General features: G+C 48.9%; 14 protein-coding genes and 1 pseudogene. 10 read left to right on the top strand and 5 right to left on the bottom strand.

What is annotated here, in order from left to right; all coding sequences use genetic code 11:
* From IQ256_RS15940 to IQ256_RS15970, 7 genes are all read left to right on the top strand, one after another.
* On the top strand, positions 1 to 4,203 hold a 4,203-nt coding region (locus tag IQ256_RS15940), incomplete at its 5' end, for an aminotransferase class I/II-fold pyridoxal phosphate-dependent enzyme (RefSeq protein ID WP_193856540.1).
* The gene (locus IQ256_RS15945; protein WP_370623462.1) at positions 4,200 to 5,342 is read left to right on the top strand and encodes an isocitrate/isopropylmalate dehydrogenase family protein; all 1,143 of its coding nucleotides are present in this window, start codon (positions 4,200 to 4,202) and stop codon (positions 5,340 to 5,342) included. The genes IQ256_RS15940 and IQ256_RS15945, both read left to right, overlap by 4 nt.
* Before the next feature lie 78 nt (positions 5,343 to 5,420).
* Positions 5,421 to 6,383: an acyloxyacyl hydrolase gene (locus tag IQ256_RS15950; RefSeq protein WP_193856541.1), complete on the top strand. Its 963-nt coding sequence runs from the start codon at positions 5,421 to 5,423 to the stop codon at positions 6,381 to 6,383.
* A gap of 52 nt (positions 6,384 to 6,435) precedes the next feature.
* Entirely contained in the window at positions 6,436 to 6,825 is a 390-nt protein-coding gene (locus tag IQ256_RS15955) for an MAPEG family protein (RefSeq protein WP_193856542.1), read from the top strand.
* Positions 6,826 to 7,072: 247 nt separating this feature from the next.
* Positions 7,073 to 7,999: an AraC family transcriptional regulator gene (locus IQ256_RS15960; RefSeq protein WP_193856543.1), complete on the top strand. Its 927-nt coding sequence runs from the start codon at positions 7,073 to 7,075 to the stop codon at positions 7,997 to 7,999.
* Positions 8,000 to 8,115: 116 nt separating this feature from the next.
* Positions 8,116 to 8,607, top strand: coding sequence for a DUF4079 domain-containing protein (locus tag IQ256_RS15965; protein WP_193856544.1), 492 nt, complete (start codon positions 8,116 to 8,118; stop codon positions 8,605 to 8,607).
* A 30-nt stretch (positions 8,608 to 8,637) separates the two neighbouring features.
* A complete protein-coding gene (locus IQ256_RS15970; protein ID WP_193856545.1) occupies positions 8,638 to 10,248 on the top strand; it encodes an FAD-dependent oxidoreductase in 1,611 nt (536 codons plus the stop codon).
* A gap of 73 nt (positions 10,249 to 10,321) precedes the next feature.
* Here IQ256_RS15970 and IQ256_RS15975 read toward each other — a convergent pair whose 3' ends face one another.
* From IQ256_RS15975 to IQ256_RS15985, 3 genes are all read right to left on the bottom strand, one after another.
* Positions 10,322 to 10,654: a hypothetical protein gene (locus IQ256_RS15975; RefSeq protein WP_193856546.1), complete on the bottom strand. Its 333-nt coding sequence runs from the start codon at positions 10,652 to 10,654 to the stop codon at positions 10,322 to 10,324.
* A gap of 273 nt (positions 10,655 to 10,927) precedes the next feature.
* Positions 10,928 to 11,887, bottom strand: coding sequence for an orange carotenoid-binding protein (locus tag IQ256_RS15980; protein ID WP_193856547.1), 960 nt, complete (start codon positions 11,885 to 11,887; stop codon positions 10,928 to 10,930).
* Between the two features lie 75 nt (positions 11,888 to 11,962).
* Entirely contained in the window at positions 11,963 to 12,925 is a 963-nt protein-coding gene (locus IQ256_RS15985; protein WP_193856548.1) for an orange carotenoid-binding protein, read from the bottom strand.
* 436 nt (positions 12,926 to 13,361) lie between these two features.
* On the opposite strand from IQ256_RS15985, the pseudogene IQ256_RS29705 reads away from it, so the two are divergent.
* Positions 13,362 to 13,706, top strand: a pseudogene (locus IQ256_RS29705) (hypothetical protein); the annotation flags it as partial.
* 227 nt (positions 13,707 to 13,933) lie between these two features.
* Here the strand turns inward: IQ256_RS29705 and IQ256_RS16000 are convergent.
* Together IQ256_RS16000 and IQ256_RS16005 are read right to left on the bottom strand one after the other, a co-directional pair.
* Positions 13,934 to 15,358: a hypothetical protein gene (locus IQ256_RS16000; protein ID WP_193856549.1), complete on the bottom strand. Its 1,425-nt coding sequence runs from the start codon at positions 15,356 to 15,358 to the stop codon at positions 13,934 to 13,936.
* Positions 15,348 to 16,955 carry a cryptochrome/deoxyribodipyrimidine photo-lyase family protein gene (locus IQ256_RS16005; RefSeq protein WP_193856550.1) on the bottom strand — a complete coding sequence of 536 codons (1,608 nt, stop codon included), beginning with the start codon at positions 16,953 to 16,955 and terminating at the stop codon, positions 15,348 to 15,350. The genes IQ256_RS16000 and IQ256_RS16005 overlap by 11 nt, the downstream gene beginning before the upstream one ends.
* A gap of 398 nt (positions 16,956 to 17,353) precedes the next feature.
* Between IQ256_RS16005 and IQ256_RS16010 the strand changes: the two genes are divergently transcribed.
* Both IQ256_RS16010 and IQ256_RS16015 read left to right on the top strand, forming a co-directional pair.
* Entirely contained in the window at positions 17,354 to 18,289 is a 936-nt protein-coding gene (locus IQ256_RS16010) for a GIY-YIG nuclease family protein (RefSeq protein ID WP_193856551.1), read from the top strand.
* A gap of 48 nt (positions 18,290 to 18,337) precedes the next feature.
* On the top strand, positions 18,338 to 18,886 hold the full coding sequence (locus IQ256_RS16015) for a gamma-glutamyltransferase (protein ID WP_370623463.1): 549 nt from the start codon (positions 18,338 to 18,340) through the stop codon (positions 18,884 to 18,886).
* Positions 18,887 to 18,996 lie beyond the last annotated feature (110 nt).

The raw sequence follows: 18,996 nt of genomic DNA on the forward strand, positions 1-18,996 counted from the left end.
TTCGACTCAGAGACAGATACTGGAAGACTCAGTCCACCAGACCCGGCAGCTTCTAACCAGCTTTTCACTGATCTGGTTCCTCTTTTAATCGCCGAAAATAGAGGAGAGTTAACCTGTCAGCTCGCCTACCTTTGGGCCATAGATGACCAACAGGCTACAAATGAACAAACTACAGACGATCTTTTAGTACAAGAAAGAATCTGTGGTGGACTACTGCACTTAGTACAAACCCTCACCCAGTTTCCAGCCCTAGATACGCGGCTGTGGCTGATCACCCAAAATGCCCAGTCTATAGATTCTCCAACTGCGCTTAATCTTCAGCAGTCACCGCTGTGGGGCCTATCGCGTACTTTGCGCCTAGAGCAGCCTAAACTAAACTGCACTTCAATAGATCTCTCCAAATCTTTCTCTGCTACAGAGCGCGATCTATTGCTGCAAGATCTTTGCGCCCCTGACCTAGAAGAACAGATTGCCTATCGCCAAGATAGTCGTTTGGCTGCAAGGCTCTTGCCAAAAAGCAAGGCAGCTCAGCCATTGAAAAAACCAGAGGTGAGCAAACTAGACGCGAGCAAACCAAACAACGCCGCCTTTCGCCTTGGATTGTCTCGTTACGGTGTGTTAGACGATCTGGCTCTACTGCCAGTAGACAGACAGCCGCCCGCCGCCGGAGAAGTCGAAATTCAAGTAAAAGCGTCGGGGCTAAATTTTCGAGACGTGCTGAATGCGCTAGGAATGCTTCAGTCTGTTTTAGAAGAAATGGGGTTTCAGAGCCCGACCGAAGTGCCTTTTGGTGGCGAATGCGCTGGGGTGGTGACAGCGGTAGGAGAAGGTGTCAATCATCTGCAGATAGGCGATGAAGTGATCGCCGCCCAAGCGGTTGGCAGCCTCAGACAGTTTGTGACGGTGCCGGCAGATTTTGTGGTCGCAAAGCCAGCGGCGATGAGCTTTGCAGAGGCGGCGACGGTACCGACGACTTTTTTGACGGCTTATTATGGCTTGGTGAACTGCGCCGGGTTGACAGCAGGTGATTCTTCGCGGAACGGCAGAGCCAAACGAATTCTCATTCATTCAGCCGCTGGCGGTGTGGGTCAAGCTGCCGTGCAGATTGCTCAGCATCTAGGCGCTGAAGTTTTTGCGACGGCGAGTCCGCCAAAGTGGGATTTCCTGCGATCGCTTGGCATTAAGCACGTGATGAATTCACGCACGCTCGACTTTGCCGAAGAGATCTTAGCCGCGACCGCAGGCGAAGGCGTTGATATCGTATTCAACAGTCTTAATGGAGAATTTATTGACAAAAGTTTGGAGGTATTAGCGCCGCAGGGTCGGTTTGTTGAAATTGGCAAAATCGGCATTTGGGATGCCGAAAAGATGCGTCAGACCCGCGCCGATATCGATTACTTCCCGTTCGATTTGCTAGAGGTTTCGACCAAAAATCCGCAGCTCGTTTCCCAGATTTTGAGCGAGGTGATGGCGCAGTTCGAGGCAAAGAATTTTCAAGCGCTGCCTAAAACGGTTTTTCCGATAGAGTTTGCGCCTGATGCTTTTCGCTACATGGCCCAGGCCAGACATATTGGTAAGGTGGTGCTGACGCTGAGTGCGATCGCAGCAGGTCAGCCGCTAATCAATTCACAGGCGGCGTATCTGATCACAGGCGGACTCGGCGCGCTCGGCCTAAAGCTAGCCCAGTGGCTCACCGAGCAAGGGGCCAGGCATTTGATTTTGCTGGGTAGGCGATCGCCCACCGCTGCGGCTCAGAAAATAATCAACGAACTCCAACAGTCTGGTTCAACCATTCAAACTATTCAGGCGGATATCTCCAAACTATCCGATCTCGAATCTGCCTTATCTCCTTATCTCGTATCAGAGGCCAGCACGCCTTTGAAGGGCGTCTTCCATCTAGCTGGAACCCTAGAAGATGGTCTACTGACCAATCAATCTTGGCAAAGCTTCGACAAAGTCATGACGCCAAAGCTATCAGGCGCTTGGAATCTGCACGAGCTGACGAAATCTATAGACCTCGATCATTTTGTTTGTTTCTCTTCTATCGTCTCTTTGATGGGCTCATTAGGACAGAGCAACTATGCTGCGGCTAACGCTTTCTTAGATAGTCTTGCCCATCACCGTCAGAGTCTGGGGCTGCCAGCGCTTAGCCTCAACTGGGGGCCGTGGGCCGAGGCGGGCATGGTCGCTGAGCTAGATGAACGCAGCCAAAATCGCATGGCCGAGCAAGGACTCACGCAGATTCCTCCGGCAGTCGGCCTAGATTTGATGTCTCAGCTAATGCAGCAGGCCAAAGCTCAGGTCGGTGTTATTCCGATCGACTGGGCTACTTTCATGGCCTCTGCTAGCGGCCAGGCCAGCGGTGCGAATTCACGCCTACTATCAGCATTACAGCCGACTGAGTCTCTACAAAAACCACTTGTCCGCTCTAGCGTGCTAAAACAGCTAGCGAAGAGTGAGAAAGGTGATCGCGCCCCCATTCTTTCTGACTACCTTCGCACTCAGCTAGCCAAGGTAATGGGCTTTAGCGCTGCTGAGGCGATTGATCCTAATGAGCAGTTTGGCGATCTGGGCATGGATTCTCTAATGGCTGTAGAATTCAGCAATCGCCTACAGAAAAATCTCAACCATCCCATCCCTCAAACCTTAGCCTTTGACTATCCTACGGTCAGCGCACTGGCAAATTATCTCTCCCAAGAGATTGTTGTAGATGACTCTTTCCAAGAAGAATTAGAAGATGAAATAGAGCAAAAGGAGTTAGAGGAACTCAAGGAGTCAGAGAATCCGAAGCAGCCAGCAAAAGATTCTAGGATCGATCATTCTTCCCTAGATCAGCTAACTGAGACAAACGGCTCAAACGACTCAAGCAGCTCAAACGGAAAAGGTAAACCGCATGACTTCCAAGAAGTGACTGCTCATCCCTCTGGCCAAAAAGTAACTAATGATCAGTCGGAGCTGCTAGAGCCGTACGTAGCTTATAATCCACCTTCGGAACATTATGAATTCTCTCAGCTTCCTGACTATCGCCGTCTGCGTCAGGATCTAGATCGCGTTGAACAATTAGGTAATCCTTTCTTTTCTGTGCATGAGGGCACCGCAAAAGACACGACACAGATTGCAGGGCGATCGCTGATCAACTATGCCAGCTACAACTATCTGGGGCTATCTGGCGATCCGAGATTAAACCAGGCTGCACAGGATGCGATCGCCCAGTACGGCACCTCAGTCTCAGCCAGTCGGGTTGTCTCTGGTGAACGCCCAGTTCATCAACAGCTAGAGAAAGGACTAGCCAGATTTCTAGGAACTGAGGACTGCATCGCTTATATCGGTGGCCACGCTACCAACGTCACCACCATCGGTCACTTATTTCAAGAAAAAGATCTGATTTTGTATGACGCGCTCAGTCACAACAGCATCCGAGAAGGCTGCAACCTTTCGGGCGCAACCGCGATGGAGTTTGCTCATAACGATTGGCAGGCGCTGAGTCAACTGCTAAGAAAGCACCGCCGTCATTACGAGAAAGTGCTCATTGCCGTTGAGGGCGTGTACAGCACTGACGGCGACTTGGCACCACTGCCCGAGTTTGTACGGCTAAAAGCAGAGCACAAAACCTTTTTGCTAGTAGATGAGGCGCATTCTATTGGGGTGTTAGGCAGTACCGGACGGGGCGTGGGGGAACATTTTGGCATTGACCCGAATGCTGTCGATATGTGGATGGGCACGCTGAGCAAATCTTTCGCCAGCTGCGGTGGCTATATCGCTGGTCGCGCTGAGCTAGTTGAGTACCTGAAATATACAGCGCCCGGTTTTGTATTTAGTGTGGGGATGGCACCGTCTAATGCAGCGGCGGCGCTAGAAGCTCTAAAGATCATGGAAAGCGAACCTGCCCTCGTCGCCCAGGTTCAACAGAAATCACGTCTCTTTCTAACCTTGGCCCAAGAAAGCGGCCTGAACACAGGCAATAGCCACGATTCTCCGGTTATTCCTATTATCGTGGGCGAGCCGTACAAAGCTGTGCAGCTTTCTCATACTTTGTTTCAGCAGGGGATTAACGTACAGCCGATGGTTTATCCTTCTGTGCCTTATGATTCAGCTCGGCTGAGATTTTTCCTGAGTTCGCTGCATACAGAAGCGCAAATTCGACAGACTGTGAAGGTGATCGCAGATGAGCTGATGATTTTAAATATGGTGTCTCAAAAGTGAGTGTCTCACAGGTAAACAGCTCAGAACTAAACAGCTCAAAGGCAAACAGCCCAGACGTAATTCGTAACCCTCGCCACTATCGAATTGTTGCACTTCCAGGCGAGGGCATTGGGCCAGAAGTTGTCGAAGCTTGTTTGACTATTTTAGAGGCGATCGCCCTTACAGAAGGATTCACGATCACTGTCGAACGCGCCCTCATCGGTGGACCTGCTCGTAAACAGTTCGGCAGTCCGCTCCCTGCTGAAACGTTACGACTCTGTGAGAGATCAGACGGTATTCTGTTCGGCGCAGTGACCCAAGGCGGTTTGCTAGAATTACGCCGTCATTTTGACCTATTCACCAACCTGCGCCCCGTTCGCCCGTCACCTAGCCTGATCAATGCCTCGCCGATTAAAGCAGAGCGATTAGCAGATGTAGATTTGTTGTTCGTGCGTGAGCTAGTCAGTGGAATTTACTTTGGGCTATCGGGCCGGAAGACTGACGAGAATGGGCCTTATGGATTTCATACGATGCGCTATGCAGACCAGGAAATTCGGCGGGTGGCGAAGGTGGCTTTGGGCTACGCGAGCAGGCGGCGATCGCACTTGGTAGTAGCACACAAAGAAAATGCTCTACCGCATCTACCTTGGTCACGGCTAGTAGCGGAAGAGGCGATCGCATTCCCTACTGTCAAAGTAGAGCCGATGCTAGTCGATAACCTGGCGATGCAGCTAGTCATCCGGCCACGAGACTTTGACGTCGTCTTGGCTGGAAATTTGTTTGGTGATATTTTGAGTGACTTAGGGGGTGCGATCGCCGGATCGATTGGCCTGCTCGGTTCGGCTAGCCTCAATGCAGAGGGGTTTGGTCTATACGAAGCCGTTCACGGCACCGCCCCTGACATTGCGGGCAAAGGCATTGCTAATCCGCTGGGTACCCTTGCAGGCGTCATCCTGATGCTAGAGCAGTGGGGCGAACAAAAAGCCGCTGATCGGCTTGCCAATATTCAGGCAAGTATTCTTGCACAGGGGTATAGAACCTTCGATCTCACGTCTAATCTCACCTCTGATATCACTTTACAGTCCGCTTCCGCCTCAGAAACCGTGCTGACCACCGCCGCGCTAACTGACTTATTTTTGATGCATATTCGAGAGCCTTAAACAGGTAGAATACCTGTCAATTGCTTAATTTCTACATAGCCTAATTCCGTCAGCTTGATTCTGCGTAGCCTAATTTATATGTCTTTTAACCCTATGAATCGTCAGAAGAATACGTTTGGTATGCTGCTGCTGAGTGCTGTCTGCTTAGTCGGTGCTGGTAACACTGCCGCTGCTGAACCCGTCGCAGAAACAGAATCTCCTCAAATAGAAACTTCTCGGACTCTACTCCCGTTAGCAGAAGAAACCTCTGCGGATTATTCTCCTTTTCTAATCCCCGAAACAGAACAAGCTATCGAGCAAAGTATTAGTCAGCACAATATTGATGATCTGACTGTTGAATGGCAAAGCTTTGCTCAACAAGACTCTGTTCAACAAATCTCTGCTCAACAAGATTCTGAGCGATTGGCTCTTGAAGAAAGATTAGCGCTTGCAGAAAGAAGTATTACACAAAGCCGGGAAGAGAGAGACTATCAGACAACAGAAAACCAGGTGATAGAACTAGAGAGTGAAAGCTCTGTCTATGACGAGAGTCCGGCGCTGCTGACTCAGGTGAATGGAGATAAAGCACCACCCAAGTTTGGGCAGGCAGGTAAACAGCGCTGGTATGTTCAAGGGGGCTTGGGCGCAGACTTTGATGATGATCTATTTGGATTAGTTGGTGCTGGTGTTTCCCACTTTTTCTACAACGGCCATAGCATCAACCTCGAACTCAACGGCTTAGCTGTCGATCAGCAAGGCAATAATGCAGTTGGCTTAAACCTGGCCTTGTTGGTGCGATCGCACTGGATACGCGGCGAAAACTGGTCTATCTACGTCGACGGTGGCGCGGGTCTGCTCACTACCAACAACGACGTTCCCGACGCCGGCTCTAGCTTCAACTTCACCCCTCAAATTGGCGGCGGTGCTACCTTCGCCGTTAACGACACCCAGCGAATCATGACCGGCTTGCGTTGGTATCACATCTCCAACGCCGGTACCTTCGACGCCAACCCTGGCCTAGATGCCCTCTACGGCTACGTCGGCTACAACTTCCCCTTCTAGATCTTTACTGCATCGTTCATCGTTCATCGTTCATCGTTCATCCTTCTCTCCTATGCCTACCGAACTCATCTGCCTTCTCTTGCTCGCCCTTTGGTCCATTCCGCTCAATCATATTCCCGCGCTGGGTCGGGTATCTGAAGCAGGTATCGAATGGGCAGCGGGCAATCGCGACAAATATGTAGAAGGTCCCCCTTGGATAGGCCGAGCAGACAGGGCTCAGCGCAACCATCATGACAATCTAGCGATGATTGCAGCCGTGATTTTGATCGCGCAGGTGGCAGGGCAGACGGATGAATGGACAGCAAATGCAGCGATCGCAGTTCTCGCTTTTAGAGTTCTGCACGGTGTGGCCTACATTGCCGGATTTGGGCCAGTGCGATCGCTCGCCTACGTCGGTTCTATTGTTGGACTAGGCGTTATTGTCTGGCGCATCTTTATTTGAAACACATCTTTATTTGAAACACATTAGAGGAGTTGATAGAGATGACTTTATTCTAGGAGTACAATCATCCAACGGTGTGGAGAGAATCGGTGATAGGCCGAACATCATCAGTTTGTATCTGCTTGCTACTGTGGAGTGTCGGACTGCTGTCGGAGCTAACGGTAATAGTCCTTTTACAGGGTGAAAACTAGATAAGTCCTAACCCTGATGTTTATACTATCTCAATAGACTTCGACAAACTGACTCTATGAAGCAAGCCCCTTTCGGAATTAGGAAACAGCCCTCAGACGGGGCGGCGGCAGTTGACTTCACTAGAGACAGCGAAATCTTGCAGGTTTTTCCTTCTGGGTCGCTCCTTTCAAGCCAGCCAGGGCAGTGGAATGGAGTCCATCTAAGCTACTATCAGCACCGTCCTCATGAGCTGCCTGAAACAGTCTCTCATCAGCACTTGGTCTTAGTCCACTTAGCGGTTCCAACCTGGGCCGAACAAAGATTAGACACTCAATTTCAGGAGAACCAGTTTCAGGTTGGCGACATTCTTATTGTTCCAGCCCAGATGTCCCACTACGCTTGCTGGGATACAGAGCATCGCTATCTAATTCTTAGTATTAACCCAACCGTCTTGAGAAATGCAGTCATGTCAACAGGGAGCTGTAATAAAGCTGAGTTGATACCTCACTTTGCAACAGCAGACCCATTAGTTCATGGAATAGGGTTAGCTCTAAAAGCCGAGCTTGAGTCGAATAGCTTAGGAGGACAGCTTTATGCAGACTCTCTCTGTAGCGCATTACTTAATCACTTAATTCGCCATTACACCGCTCAAAAGCCGACGCTTTCAGCTAAAGCAGGTGGACTATCAGGCTATCAACTGCGGCAGGTGCTCGAATACATTGACGCTTATCTATATCGTAAGCTCGCTTTAGCTGACCTTGCGGCGATCGCTCAGATGAGTCCTAGCTACTTTACGCAGCGCTTCAAAGAATCGACTGGATATACACCGCATCAGTACGTGATCCAGCACCGAGTTAAGCGGGCAAGGCAACTTCTGGTTGAAGGAAAGCTAGCGATCACAGATGTAGCGCTTCAGGTCGGCTTTGCCCATCAAAGTCATCTCAACCGCCACTTCAAACGATGGCTTGGAGTCACACCAAAGACATTTCTCAATAGTCTGTAAGAACGTGCTAAAAATCAGAGGAATCGGCAAGAAATTGAGAGCGTCTCTTCCTCATACTATTAGAGGTTCTTTTGATGGTGGCCTTGATAGGTCGTGATTGATTGCTTAGTTCTACGATGAATTCCTTACGGTTCATAGTCTCACTCCAACCGGCAACGGGATATTGGCTTTATGCAATCCATCCAATTTGGATGTGGGTCGTATTTGTCATGACGGTTTATGCACTCTATCTAGGATTGCAATCTCGTCGGACTCGAATGGCCTCTGGCGAGATGAAGAAAATCCTAGCTAAACAAAAGTTTTCTCAGAGGCACTATCGAATTGGCGCTTTGCTTTTGGCGCTGATGACAACAGGAAGTATTGGCGTTCTAGGCATTGAATATTTGAACAGTGGCAAACTATACGTCGTTCCTCATACTGTTGTTGGACTTGTTATGACAGCGCTGATGGCCAACGCTGCTGCGCTTGTTCCATTTATGCAGAGAGGGAAAGAGTGGGCGCGTCAGGTTCACATGGTTCTTGCATTCTCAATTATGGGTTTGTTTGTCTGGCAGCTTTTTACAGGGTTTTCAATTGTTTGGGAAATTGTTAGTGAGTATAAACCATAGAGAATGCACGGTTTTTTGGGATAACTACAGATGAATCAAGATAGTCGAACTTCTTTCAACTTCAACGCCATACCTCCGATCAGTCGTCGTTGGCTTTTGCGGAGTGCTGCTGCTTTAGGTAGTGCAGCTTTCACATCTCGTTTCATTCATACCAAAGAGCTGTTACAAGCAAAGGCATTTGGGACAGGAATTAAGTCTACTAATTTGCTGAATGAACTAGACGCTATGCCTAATCCTAGTCAACCTTTGAAGGTGGTGATTTTGGGGGCAGGCATGGCAGGGCTTTGTGCGGCCTATGAGCTAGAGAAACACGGACATTCTTGTGTCATCTTGGAGGCAGAGCGCAGTCATGTCGGAGGACGGGTGCGTACTCTGCGTTTTGGCGACAGTTTGTATGGCGAAGTCGGTGCATCGCAAATTGCTAAGAGTCATGACCTGACCCACCATTACGTCAACGAGTGTGAGTTACAGCTTCGTTCGTCTGTAACAGGCAATCCTGATGCCTATTACTATCTGCGCGGTCAGCGGATACGGGCTAAGAACTCAGAATACCTGAGCAGTCTTTATAATTTGACTGACTCAGAGCAAGGATTAACGCCGAATGATGTTTTGGGAAGCGTCATAGGGAGTCGTCTTTCTCAACTAAGCGAGCAGGAGAAAGCAGAGATATTTGCTCAGCAAATTCAGAGTCCAGCCGTCCGTGAATTGGATAAGCAGTCCATGCTTCAGTGGTGTAAAGCGTCTGGCTTTTCAGACAGTGCCATCGAAATGATGGCGGCGGCAAATGGCTTTCTAGGAGGGCTGATGCACTTTTCAGCCCTTAGTTTTGTTCGGGTAGGTGAAAACTATGGCGAGATGGAGGAGATTGTGGGGGGTAGCGATCGCCTCCCAGCTGCTTTAGCAGACAAACTCACGTTGAAGCCGAGAATGGGCTGTGAAGTCATTGGCCTAGAGAGAGACGATGCAATCTCTCAGGCAGCAGCCGTTTATGTCGAAGGCGATAGCATCAAGCGAGAAGTTGGAGACTTTGTTCTCTGTACAATTCCTTTTCCTGTTTTATCTGGATTAGACAATCCCTTTTCGGCTGCTAAACGTCAAGCTATTCGTGAGCTGTCTTATGTTTCTGCGACCAAGGTACTCGCTCTAGCAAACCGCCGATTTTGGGAGTTAGAGGATGGAATATACGGGGGGAGTACGTCGAGCGACTTGCCCATCTCTACAGTTCGCTACCCTTCAGATAACGCACAGGCCAAGGATTCTACCGTCTCTGCCAAGCCATCTATCTTACTAGCCTCTTATACAACGGGCAGTTTGGCCCGGCAGCTTGCACATTTACCTGAGTTAGAACGTCATAGAATCGTTCAGCAAAATCTCGCGAAGATTCACCCACAGGTTGATCGAGATGGAGCAATTCAGAGTATGAAAAGTTGGAGTTGGGATAATCATCGTTGGAGTTTAGGTGCTTGGTCGTTAATAAAGCCCTATCAGCAGTTGAGCCTGTATGAGCATGTGATTGCTCCAGAAGGACGCATCTATTTTGCGGGAGAACATACCTCAACTAATCAAGGTTGGATGCAGAGCGCACTGGAGTCATCACTAAGCGCTGTTAAGGCAATGTTGAAAGAAGCTTACCAGCCATAGTGACGCTCTAATTGTCAGACCTCTTGTCAGACCTCAAGGGGTATAGATGACAAATGACAGAATTCCTGAAAGTCTACATACGCGTTAGAACAGTGACTTTCGCTTGCTTATCGGCGGCTAAGCCCTGTAAGTCCGATTTGTCTAGTAACCCTGTCTTAATTAGCTTGGATAGCGTGAACACTAGAAAGTCTTCTCGGTCGTCATACTTACCATCGATATCGTGTCTTTTTGCACTCAAGAAATCATGTAGCTGCCAAACGTCTTCGAGCTGTGTAACGTTGGCAGCATTCTCTCGAATATTAGCAATCAGCGCTTCTGTTTCCTGCTTATAGGCTTTCTTAAGAGCAGATTTTGCAATCCTTATTTCTTCGTGGCTCCACTGGCCGTCCGTCTGTGTTGTCGTCATCTGTTGAGAGTTATCCCTTGATCGAAAATCGCCGAAGTCCAGCGGTGAAAATGCTAACAAACTATAGCTTTCCGCACTTTGCTTGCTACACCACAAAAGGCTACAGCCCTAGTCATACAACGCAAAGTGCATAGCAATGCGCGAATGCATCCGCGCATTGCTATACCTCGTGACACAGTTTACTACCTTAGAAACCAATCCCTTTGACATTGTACTCGCGTAGCGATACGTCAAAGGGATGAGTCAGCACTTCTTATTGATTAATGAGCTTGCCTAGCGCACTAAGTTCAGTAGTTCCTTGGGAGAAGCCAACAAATCAATCGCGACAAAGAAGATCTTTCCATCTGGGTTGAGAAGAAAGCGCCAAGCGATGTTCATGCCAACAGCAGCGCCAAACCAAGGCGTTTGACATTTGCCCGTCACCTTAATAGGCGTATAGCCATCTTCAGCCGCTTCGACTACACCGCGCTCAGGGACAAGCTTTAGATTTTGACACTCTTCTCTAAAGAATTGTAGGACGGCTTCTTTACCTACAATCGGTCTTCTAAAAGGCGGCTGCAAAGCGCCATCAGCCGCGAAAAGGCTGACCAACTTATCGAAGTCATTAGCATTTAAGTTATCCATGTAGCTCAAAACAGTGGCATTATCAACGTCTTCTATTGAGACTGGCGTTCGTTCTCCGATTGACTTGGGTGCGACAACGGGCTCTGACACTTTCTGGTAGCTGCCCATCTTGCTGGTGTCGTAGCCCATGTCAACCACAGCGTTCCTTAAGACGGTAATCTGCTGACCGGACTCTAAGTCTCTGATGGATTGTAAAACAGCCGCAGCATTCGCTGAGAGCTTATACCCTTCTGGGATAGGTGCGACGAGCCCTTGCTCCATCAGTTCTCCTAGTCGATACCAGAAACCCAGTTTAATGTTGGGGGTCCATACTGCGTAGGCCCGAGATACTTCAGTATCCGCTCGATTTGCCAAATCACACATTGCCTGAGATTGCTCTAGGGGCTTCATGCGCTTGATAGTGTTTAGCGTGTTCTCAGCAAACTGTAAGTTGGCTGCACCGGGGGCAGCGATGGTAATGGACTGGCCCATTTCTAGGTAAGCGAACCAAATGAGCGCTAGCTGATCTTCAGCACCGAGCTGAGCAAACCTTGCCGTGGTTGCTGGAATCGCATCTGCGGCCAGCGTACTGGGGAAGAGGTTGCGGGCGCGATCAATTGTAGATGACATAGAACTTTAATCCTTAATAAGTTGAGTGATTTGCGGCTTTATCGAGGGCTTATTTCTGTCGACTAGGAAGACAACCTAGGAAGCCAGATTCAGTAACTCTTTGGCAGAAGCAAGTAAGTCAATGGCAACAAAGAAAATCTTGTTCTCTGGATTGAGGAGAAAGCGCCAGGCAACGTTCATGCCCACATCCTGGCCAAACCAGGGGGTTTGCACCTTACCGGTGACCTTAATCCGGGTGTAGCCATCTTCGTCAGGTTCCGTAGTGCCCCGTTCGGGCAACAATCTTAAGTTCTGGCAATCCTCCTGGAAAAAGCGAAGTAGGGCACCCTGTCCGACAATCAGGCGCTGGAAAGGGGGTTGCAGGGCACCATCCGAAGCAAAGAGCTGTACTAGAGCATCAAAGTCATTGGCATTTAGGTTGTCCATGTACTCCAGAATCACTGGTTTTTCCACACCAGGAATTTCCGTGATTTGAGTGCGATCGCCCCTATCCTTAGGAGAGACTAACGGTTCTGCTACCGAGCTGTAGCTGCCCAACTGCGCCGGGTCAAAGCCCATATCCACCACTGCGTTTCGGAGAATCGTGATTTGTTGACCAGGATCGACAACCCGAATTGATTGTAGGACAGCTGAGGCATTGAGTGAAAGTTGGTAAACCTGAGGAACTGGGGTAACAATCCCTTCTTCCATCCACTTACCCAATTGGTGCCAAAAGCCGAGTTTGATATTTGCTGCCCAGGTGGCGTAGAGGCGGCAGATGGGTCGATCCGTCCGACTGGCCAGGTCATGCATCAATTGCGACTGCTCACTAAAACTCATCAGCTTGATTTGGCTAAGTGTACTGCTGACAAATTGCATATTTACAGGGTCGGGGGTTGTAATTGAGAGCGCCTTGCCCATTTCTAGGTAGGCAAACCAGATCAACGCCAATTTGTCTTCAACCTCTAATTGGTTAAAGCGGGTGATCGTGGCTGGCACCACATCCGCAGTCAGCGTCTCCGGGAAGATATTGCGAGCTGACTCAATGGTGAAGGACATTCCTACCAAACTCCGTAAACGGGCAGTGACTATAACTTTACTTCACTTCACAAAGCCTGAAAGTTGCTTATACTAATGATCTCGATTGGTATTGCTGATGGTTCGGTTAAGTTATTTGAGTCGCTTAATAGGGATTATAAGGATGGCTCAATCGGGGTTTAAAGGGGCTAGGCAAGCAAGATGCTTAATGGCCTATCAAGTGAGGCTCTACCTCTTTTTTCAGCATTATGAACAAATTTGTTGCTGCGGTAGAGTTAGTTGAGCGGTACAAACGAGTTTCCAGAGCTTCATGTCGAATACATGTTTTCATTGTCTAAACTAGAGTCGTTGTTACCACTGTAGTGACCCCCAAATTTAGGACAGTACCGAGAGAGAGAGAGTACGCTAAAGTCCAGAGGGAGCAAGCATCATGGCAAACAAGTAAAGAAATTACAGCAGCGAACTTAAGACAAAAGTCGTACTGGAGGTAATTGGCGGCAAACGCAGTGTGAGCAAGGCTAGTCGTGCTCATAAGGTCCATTCATCGGTGATCAACCGCTGGCGCAACGAATTTCTCAAGCAGGCCCATCTGACGTTTGGTGGGAAAGGTATCGGCGAGGATTCAAATGCGATTGATATCTTCGATGAAGCGGCTGAGCAATTCTCCTTTGCCGAACTCAAAGAAAACCCTCAAATTATCACAGTCAAGACCGGATTGCGTCCTGACCAAAGAGGGCTCGAAATCCGCATCGGCGACAACGGCAAAGGAATGACAGAAGCGGTGAAAGCAAGGGTCCTTTGACCATTTGTTTCCTACCAAAAGTGTGGGAAAAGGTACGGGATTAGGATTAGCGATCGCACAGCAGATTATCGTCCGAAAAGCACGGTGGTAGTCTAACCGTACAGTCTGAGCTAGGGGAAGGCACTGAGTTTGGTATTCAACTTCCGTTCTAAGGAAAAAGGTGCTAAACACTATCTCAATTGGGCCTGCTTTCACAAGGAAAGTAACCCCTATGATAAACCACGCCCTCACATATTTCGTTGCTCAATCCACGCTTTCATACCGTCTCTTTTCAGAATAGCTCGATCAGACTTCGGCGCTACCCATCCGTAAATCTCTTTCTCGCTATAGCCTTTTTTCGCATTGCCAAAGGCCCACTGCATAGAAGCATACGTCGCCGGATCTCTGCCATCCAAGGAGAAATGGTCGTTGATGTAGCAAGCCATCTTCCAGGCGGCTTCTGGCGTTTGGGTAAAGCGCAGAATCTGTTTAGACCAGTACATTCGCAGATTGTTGTGTAGCCATCCGGTAGTTGACCATTCGTTTTGAGCAGCGTTCCAGGTGCTGTCGGGCGTTTGACCGTTCAAGATATCTTCGTCTGATCGCAGCTCAGGGCGCGGGTCGCTCGCATGGTCTTCTAGCGTTTGTTTTGCTTTCTCTGGTAGCGCCTCATATTCGTGCAGATTAGGAACGTAGAAAGCCTGGTAGTGAGACCATTCGCGCCAGGTGAGAAATTCGTCTCGAAATTTCCAGGTGTAAGTTTTGGAAACGTCTGAAGATTCGATTGCAGCTAGAACCTGGTACGGACTGATCATGCCAAAGTGCAAATAGGGCGATAGCTGTGAGGTGGAGTGCTCTAAGGCAGCATTGTTTCTGATCCATTTATATCTAGCAAGAATTTTCTCTTTTAGGATCTTGATTCGAGTGTCTATCTCGGTCTGGGTAGGTGGATGCTTTTCTGAAATTTTGATGCTGTGGTTAATGCCGCACTGTGCGATTAGCGCTTTGATAGCGGTGTCGCTGTAGTCTGCGAAGCTATGTTCACTAGGTAGCGATAGCTTTTGCGCTTTTGTCTCACCGACTGTCTTACTGGCTATGACCTCTTTACGCAGATCTGCGTAACGATCTCTAAGTTCTCCGTGAGCTTTTCTAAAAGCTGGGGTTGTTTTTAGCCCTTTGGCAAGCTGGCGAGTAGGCACCAGTCTAGCGGCGTCTACGAAAAATACGGTTTGATTAGCGATCGCCAAAATTCTATCTAGCCTAGCGCGATCGCGGAAGGTATAGTCTTCGTCGGTATAGACGGCGGCGGCCCTGGGAAGAAGTGATCGCATCGTATCTTCTTCGCCTTTACGCTTTAGAACCTGGACGCACTGAATTTTTCGCTTTTTGAGGGCGATCGCGCATTCTCTAAACGCACCCAAAGCAAAGTAGAACAGTCGGTCGTTTGCCCAGTCAGCCTGCTCATCTAGCTCGCTATAAACAACAATAGGCAGACTCAACGCTTGCGCGTGATGATACGCTGCGTCGATGACCGGATTATCTTCACCTCGTAAAGCTCGATTCAGGATTACTAAAACATAATCACCTTCCGATAGAATGGCCTGCTCGTTAGCCACGGTTATTCTATCGGGCAAATCACCACTCGCTTGAACAAACACTTGATTAGCTGACATCAGCAGTCTCCTGAGCAGCTTTCTTAGCAGTTTTTTGAGCACTTTTTTGGGCGTTTTTTTGGGCCGCAGTCCGCTTTGTTTTTGTTCTTTTATCTGCTTTTGCTTTTTTGGCCGCAGTCTTTTTTGAGGATGTTCTTCTGCGAGGTTTCTTTCTAGACCCGTGCTTTTCGTAGACTTTCTCAGCCTCTTCTTTAGCTTCGGGTGTCTTTTTAATCGCCCAAAGCCTCGACTTGGCCTGAGCTGCGGCTTCTTTGTGCTCCACAATTGGCGACGGATACGAGAGTTCTATGTCTGATAGCCACGGCGTCTGCAGAACTTTATCAGGCAGCGTAGCCAGTTCTGGAACCCACTGCCGGGTGAAAAGACCTTCTGGATCTTGGTCTATCCCCTGCTTGATAGGTGAGTAGATACGGATGGCATTAATACCTGTAACGCCTGACTGCATCTGAGATTGAGGCCAGTGAATGCCAGGTTCATAGTCAGTGAAAAGTCTTGCTAGAACGTCGCCACTTTTTTGCCAGGGTAGCCACAGATCGTAGCTAGCAAAGCTCATCAGCATCGCCCGCATTCGGAAGTTTATCCAGCCAGTCGCGCGCAAGTAGCGCATACAGGCATCTACAAACGGGTAGCCAGTTTGACCCGCTGCAAACGCTTTTAGCTTAGCGATATCGTCTCCGTCATCTCGGATGCCTGTGTAAGCTCTTGCCATCGGCAGCCATTCAAGTTCGGGCTCTAGCTCTAGCTTTTGAGTGAAATGACAGTGCCAGTGCAAACGACCCACAAAAGAAGAGAGCGACCCGGCCCAGGTACCCTTTTCCGCTTTGGGCATGGCAGCGACCTCTGCAATTCTCTTTTGAGTGGCCTGATAGGTTTCGCGCATAGAGATTGTACCGTAGGCCAGATATGGAGAAAGTCTAGAGCAGCCGCTCTCACCCGTGACGGGCGAAGACATGTCGGTACGGTACTTCTCGCCGCGCTCGTACAAAAAGCTGTTGAGAACTTTGAGCCCAGCGTTTCGACCGGGCGGTTGTAGTGTGGTGATGCCATCTTGCTCTAGCCCTAGTGCTTCAGGCGATGGCATAGTTTTATTCTCAGAATGCTCCACAAAGGAAATGTCTTTTGGTAGCGACACCATAGGCTCTGCCATCAGCGCGTCCCACTGCTTAGCCCAATTATCGCGGTCTATCTTAGAGCCTCGCCATACGCCAAACTGCAGCGGTTCATGAAAAGCTACCCCAGCTTGCCGGCACCAGTTTCTAACTGCTTTGTCTCGTTGAAATGTCCAGTCATTACCCGTTTCCTGGTGTGACCAAAGTTCAATATCACCGTATGTTTTTTGGAGCGATTTCAATATCTCTACAACATCACCAGAAGCGATCGCCACCGACGCTCCCAGCGCTTTCAATGCCTCGATCGTTTCTTCTACACAGCCCCTTAGAAACAAATACTGTCGATAGCTGGTATCTTTTAGTGCCCAGTAGTCTGGCTCGACGACATAGAGTGGTAAGATCGGCCCCTTTTGCGAGGCATACATCAAACAGCGGTGGTCTGACAGTCGAAAGTCTTTTTTGAACCATACCACTTGTACAGTGCTCATTAATTGCTGGGCGCTAACGGCTAAGATCTGATCAAAATGGCACTGCTGAACTAAAAAGTAAATACTTAGAGTCAAACAGAACCACCTTTCAACTCTAAGAAAGTCTTAGTACATACACATCATCCTTCTGACGTGGTTTAGCGATAGGCAAAAAGCTGAGCCGCGATAGATCGCCATGTGCCGACGATACTTAGTAGGAGTGATGCGATCGCAAACGACAGTATCAACACAGCCATACTGTTAAACAGCATTAGGTAGCTCAGGTAATTTTCTTGCGGGTCTAGCAATATAGAAATTATTGCAACAGTTGAGTTCTATAGGTAGGAATGATTGAACAGAGCGGCTAGTACCTGAGAATAAGTGGGTAAGGTAGAACAGCTATACAGCCTAATGAAGCGGTGCTCCAAGAATTTTTCACCTTACCGAACCTGAAACTGTCAGAGAGAAATCAGCTACCTGAGCGTTCTGCCATCTACTTCGCCGTGTCTTGTTCGCAGGTGCTCTACGTTGGTTTGGCTACCAATATAAAACGGCGCTGGCAAAATCACCACCGATACAAACAGCTCGAACTAATAGATAGAAAAGCTGATGTTACGCTGTTTTGGCTGACCTGCCCTCAGCACCAACTACAGGAGCTAGAGCGTCAATACATCGAGTACTACTGTCCTACGCTCAATCAAACAAAGCTGCCGAACCGACCACTTATCCCTAGCTCCCAAATGCTATCGCGATCGCTAAAGAAGTTGAACAGCCGACTGCTGGGGTTTGGTGTCTGCCCTGCTCAAGATCACGGTCTTACCGTACTGCTCGTGGCGTATTTAGCAAGCCACCAAGAACTGCGACTAGCAACGACTTCGGTTCGTAGAACCCTAAAGGCTATCTCTAACAAACCGGATAGTTTATTTCGATGGACAGAAACGACTCGACGCAAGACCGGAGCACATTGGCGCACCCGATGCAACGGTATCGAGGTTCGTCTGTTCCCCTGGTCCGAAGAACGCATCATGCACAATCCCAGCATGTACGAGGTTATGAGCGGGCCGCTCTTTGGAACACGACGCTCGATTCCTATGGCTGAATACAAGGATATGCGACAGCAGGTGAAGGAAATGCCTTTCACAGAAAGACTAGAACTAGCTCGACGCTCAAAGATCGGACTGCAACTGTTTCCTTTAGAGTGCGGCGCACACTTTGTCAGCATTCACCAGGTCGACATCCTCTGTCTAACTGAACAGCAGCTACGAGAACTATTCTCAAAGCGTTCTTTCCTGAGAAAGTACTATCCGACGATCCAGGCTATCAAACACGACCCGCTGCCAGTGCTCCAGTTCTGACGCTACTTGCAGTCGCAATAGCCTGCTGAATGTCTGCTTACAAATGCGATCGCTGTTACGTACACAATTAATACGCTATTCGATGCAGGCGTGATTGCTCCGGGTACTGGTTTCTTTCTTAACAACGAGATGGATGACTTCACCGCTAAAGCCGATGTTGCCAATACTTATGGTTTAGTTCAAAGCGAGGCTAATAGTATCGAACCTGGTAAACAACCGCTCAGCTCTATGGCACCGACTATCCTTGTGGACGCTAATCAAGACGTATATCTTGTAACGGGTAGTCCAGGTGGCTCAACTATACCTACAACAGTCTTCCAAATAGTCAGTAATCTAGTAGATTTTGAAATGGAACTAACGAATGCTGTAAACCAGCCGCGCATTCACTATCAAGGTTCTCCTAATATTATTCTTACCGAACCATTTGCTCTGCCTGCAGACTCATACGTCGGATTGTGGGACTACGGCTACCGTGTTGCTCCATTCATCAACTGGGGAGCTGCTATGTCTATCGGACGAGAGGATGGGAGACTACAACCCGTAAAAGATAGACGCAGACCGCAAGGAGAAGCTAGAGCGATCGCAGACGAACCATGAAACGGATCTCGTCAGTGAGGCTTCATCCCATCACGCCAGCAGGCGGCTAGATACATTACAATTGTTCTTATCGGCTTACGGTATATCGAAGTCTGCCCTAGTCAAACTAT

The sequence above is a fragment of the cf. Phormidesmis sp. LEGE 11477 genome (assembly GCF_015207105.1).
Taxonomy (GTDB): domain Bacteria; phylum Cyanobacteriota; class Cyanobacteriia; order Phormidesmidales; family Phormidesmidaceae; genus Phormidesmis.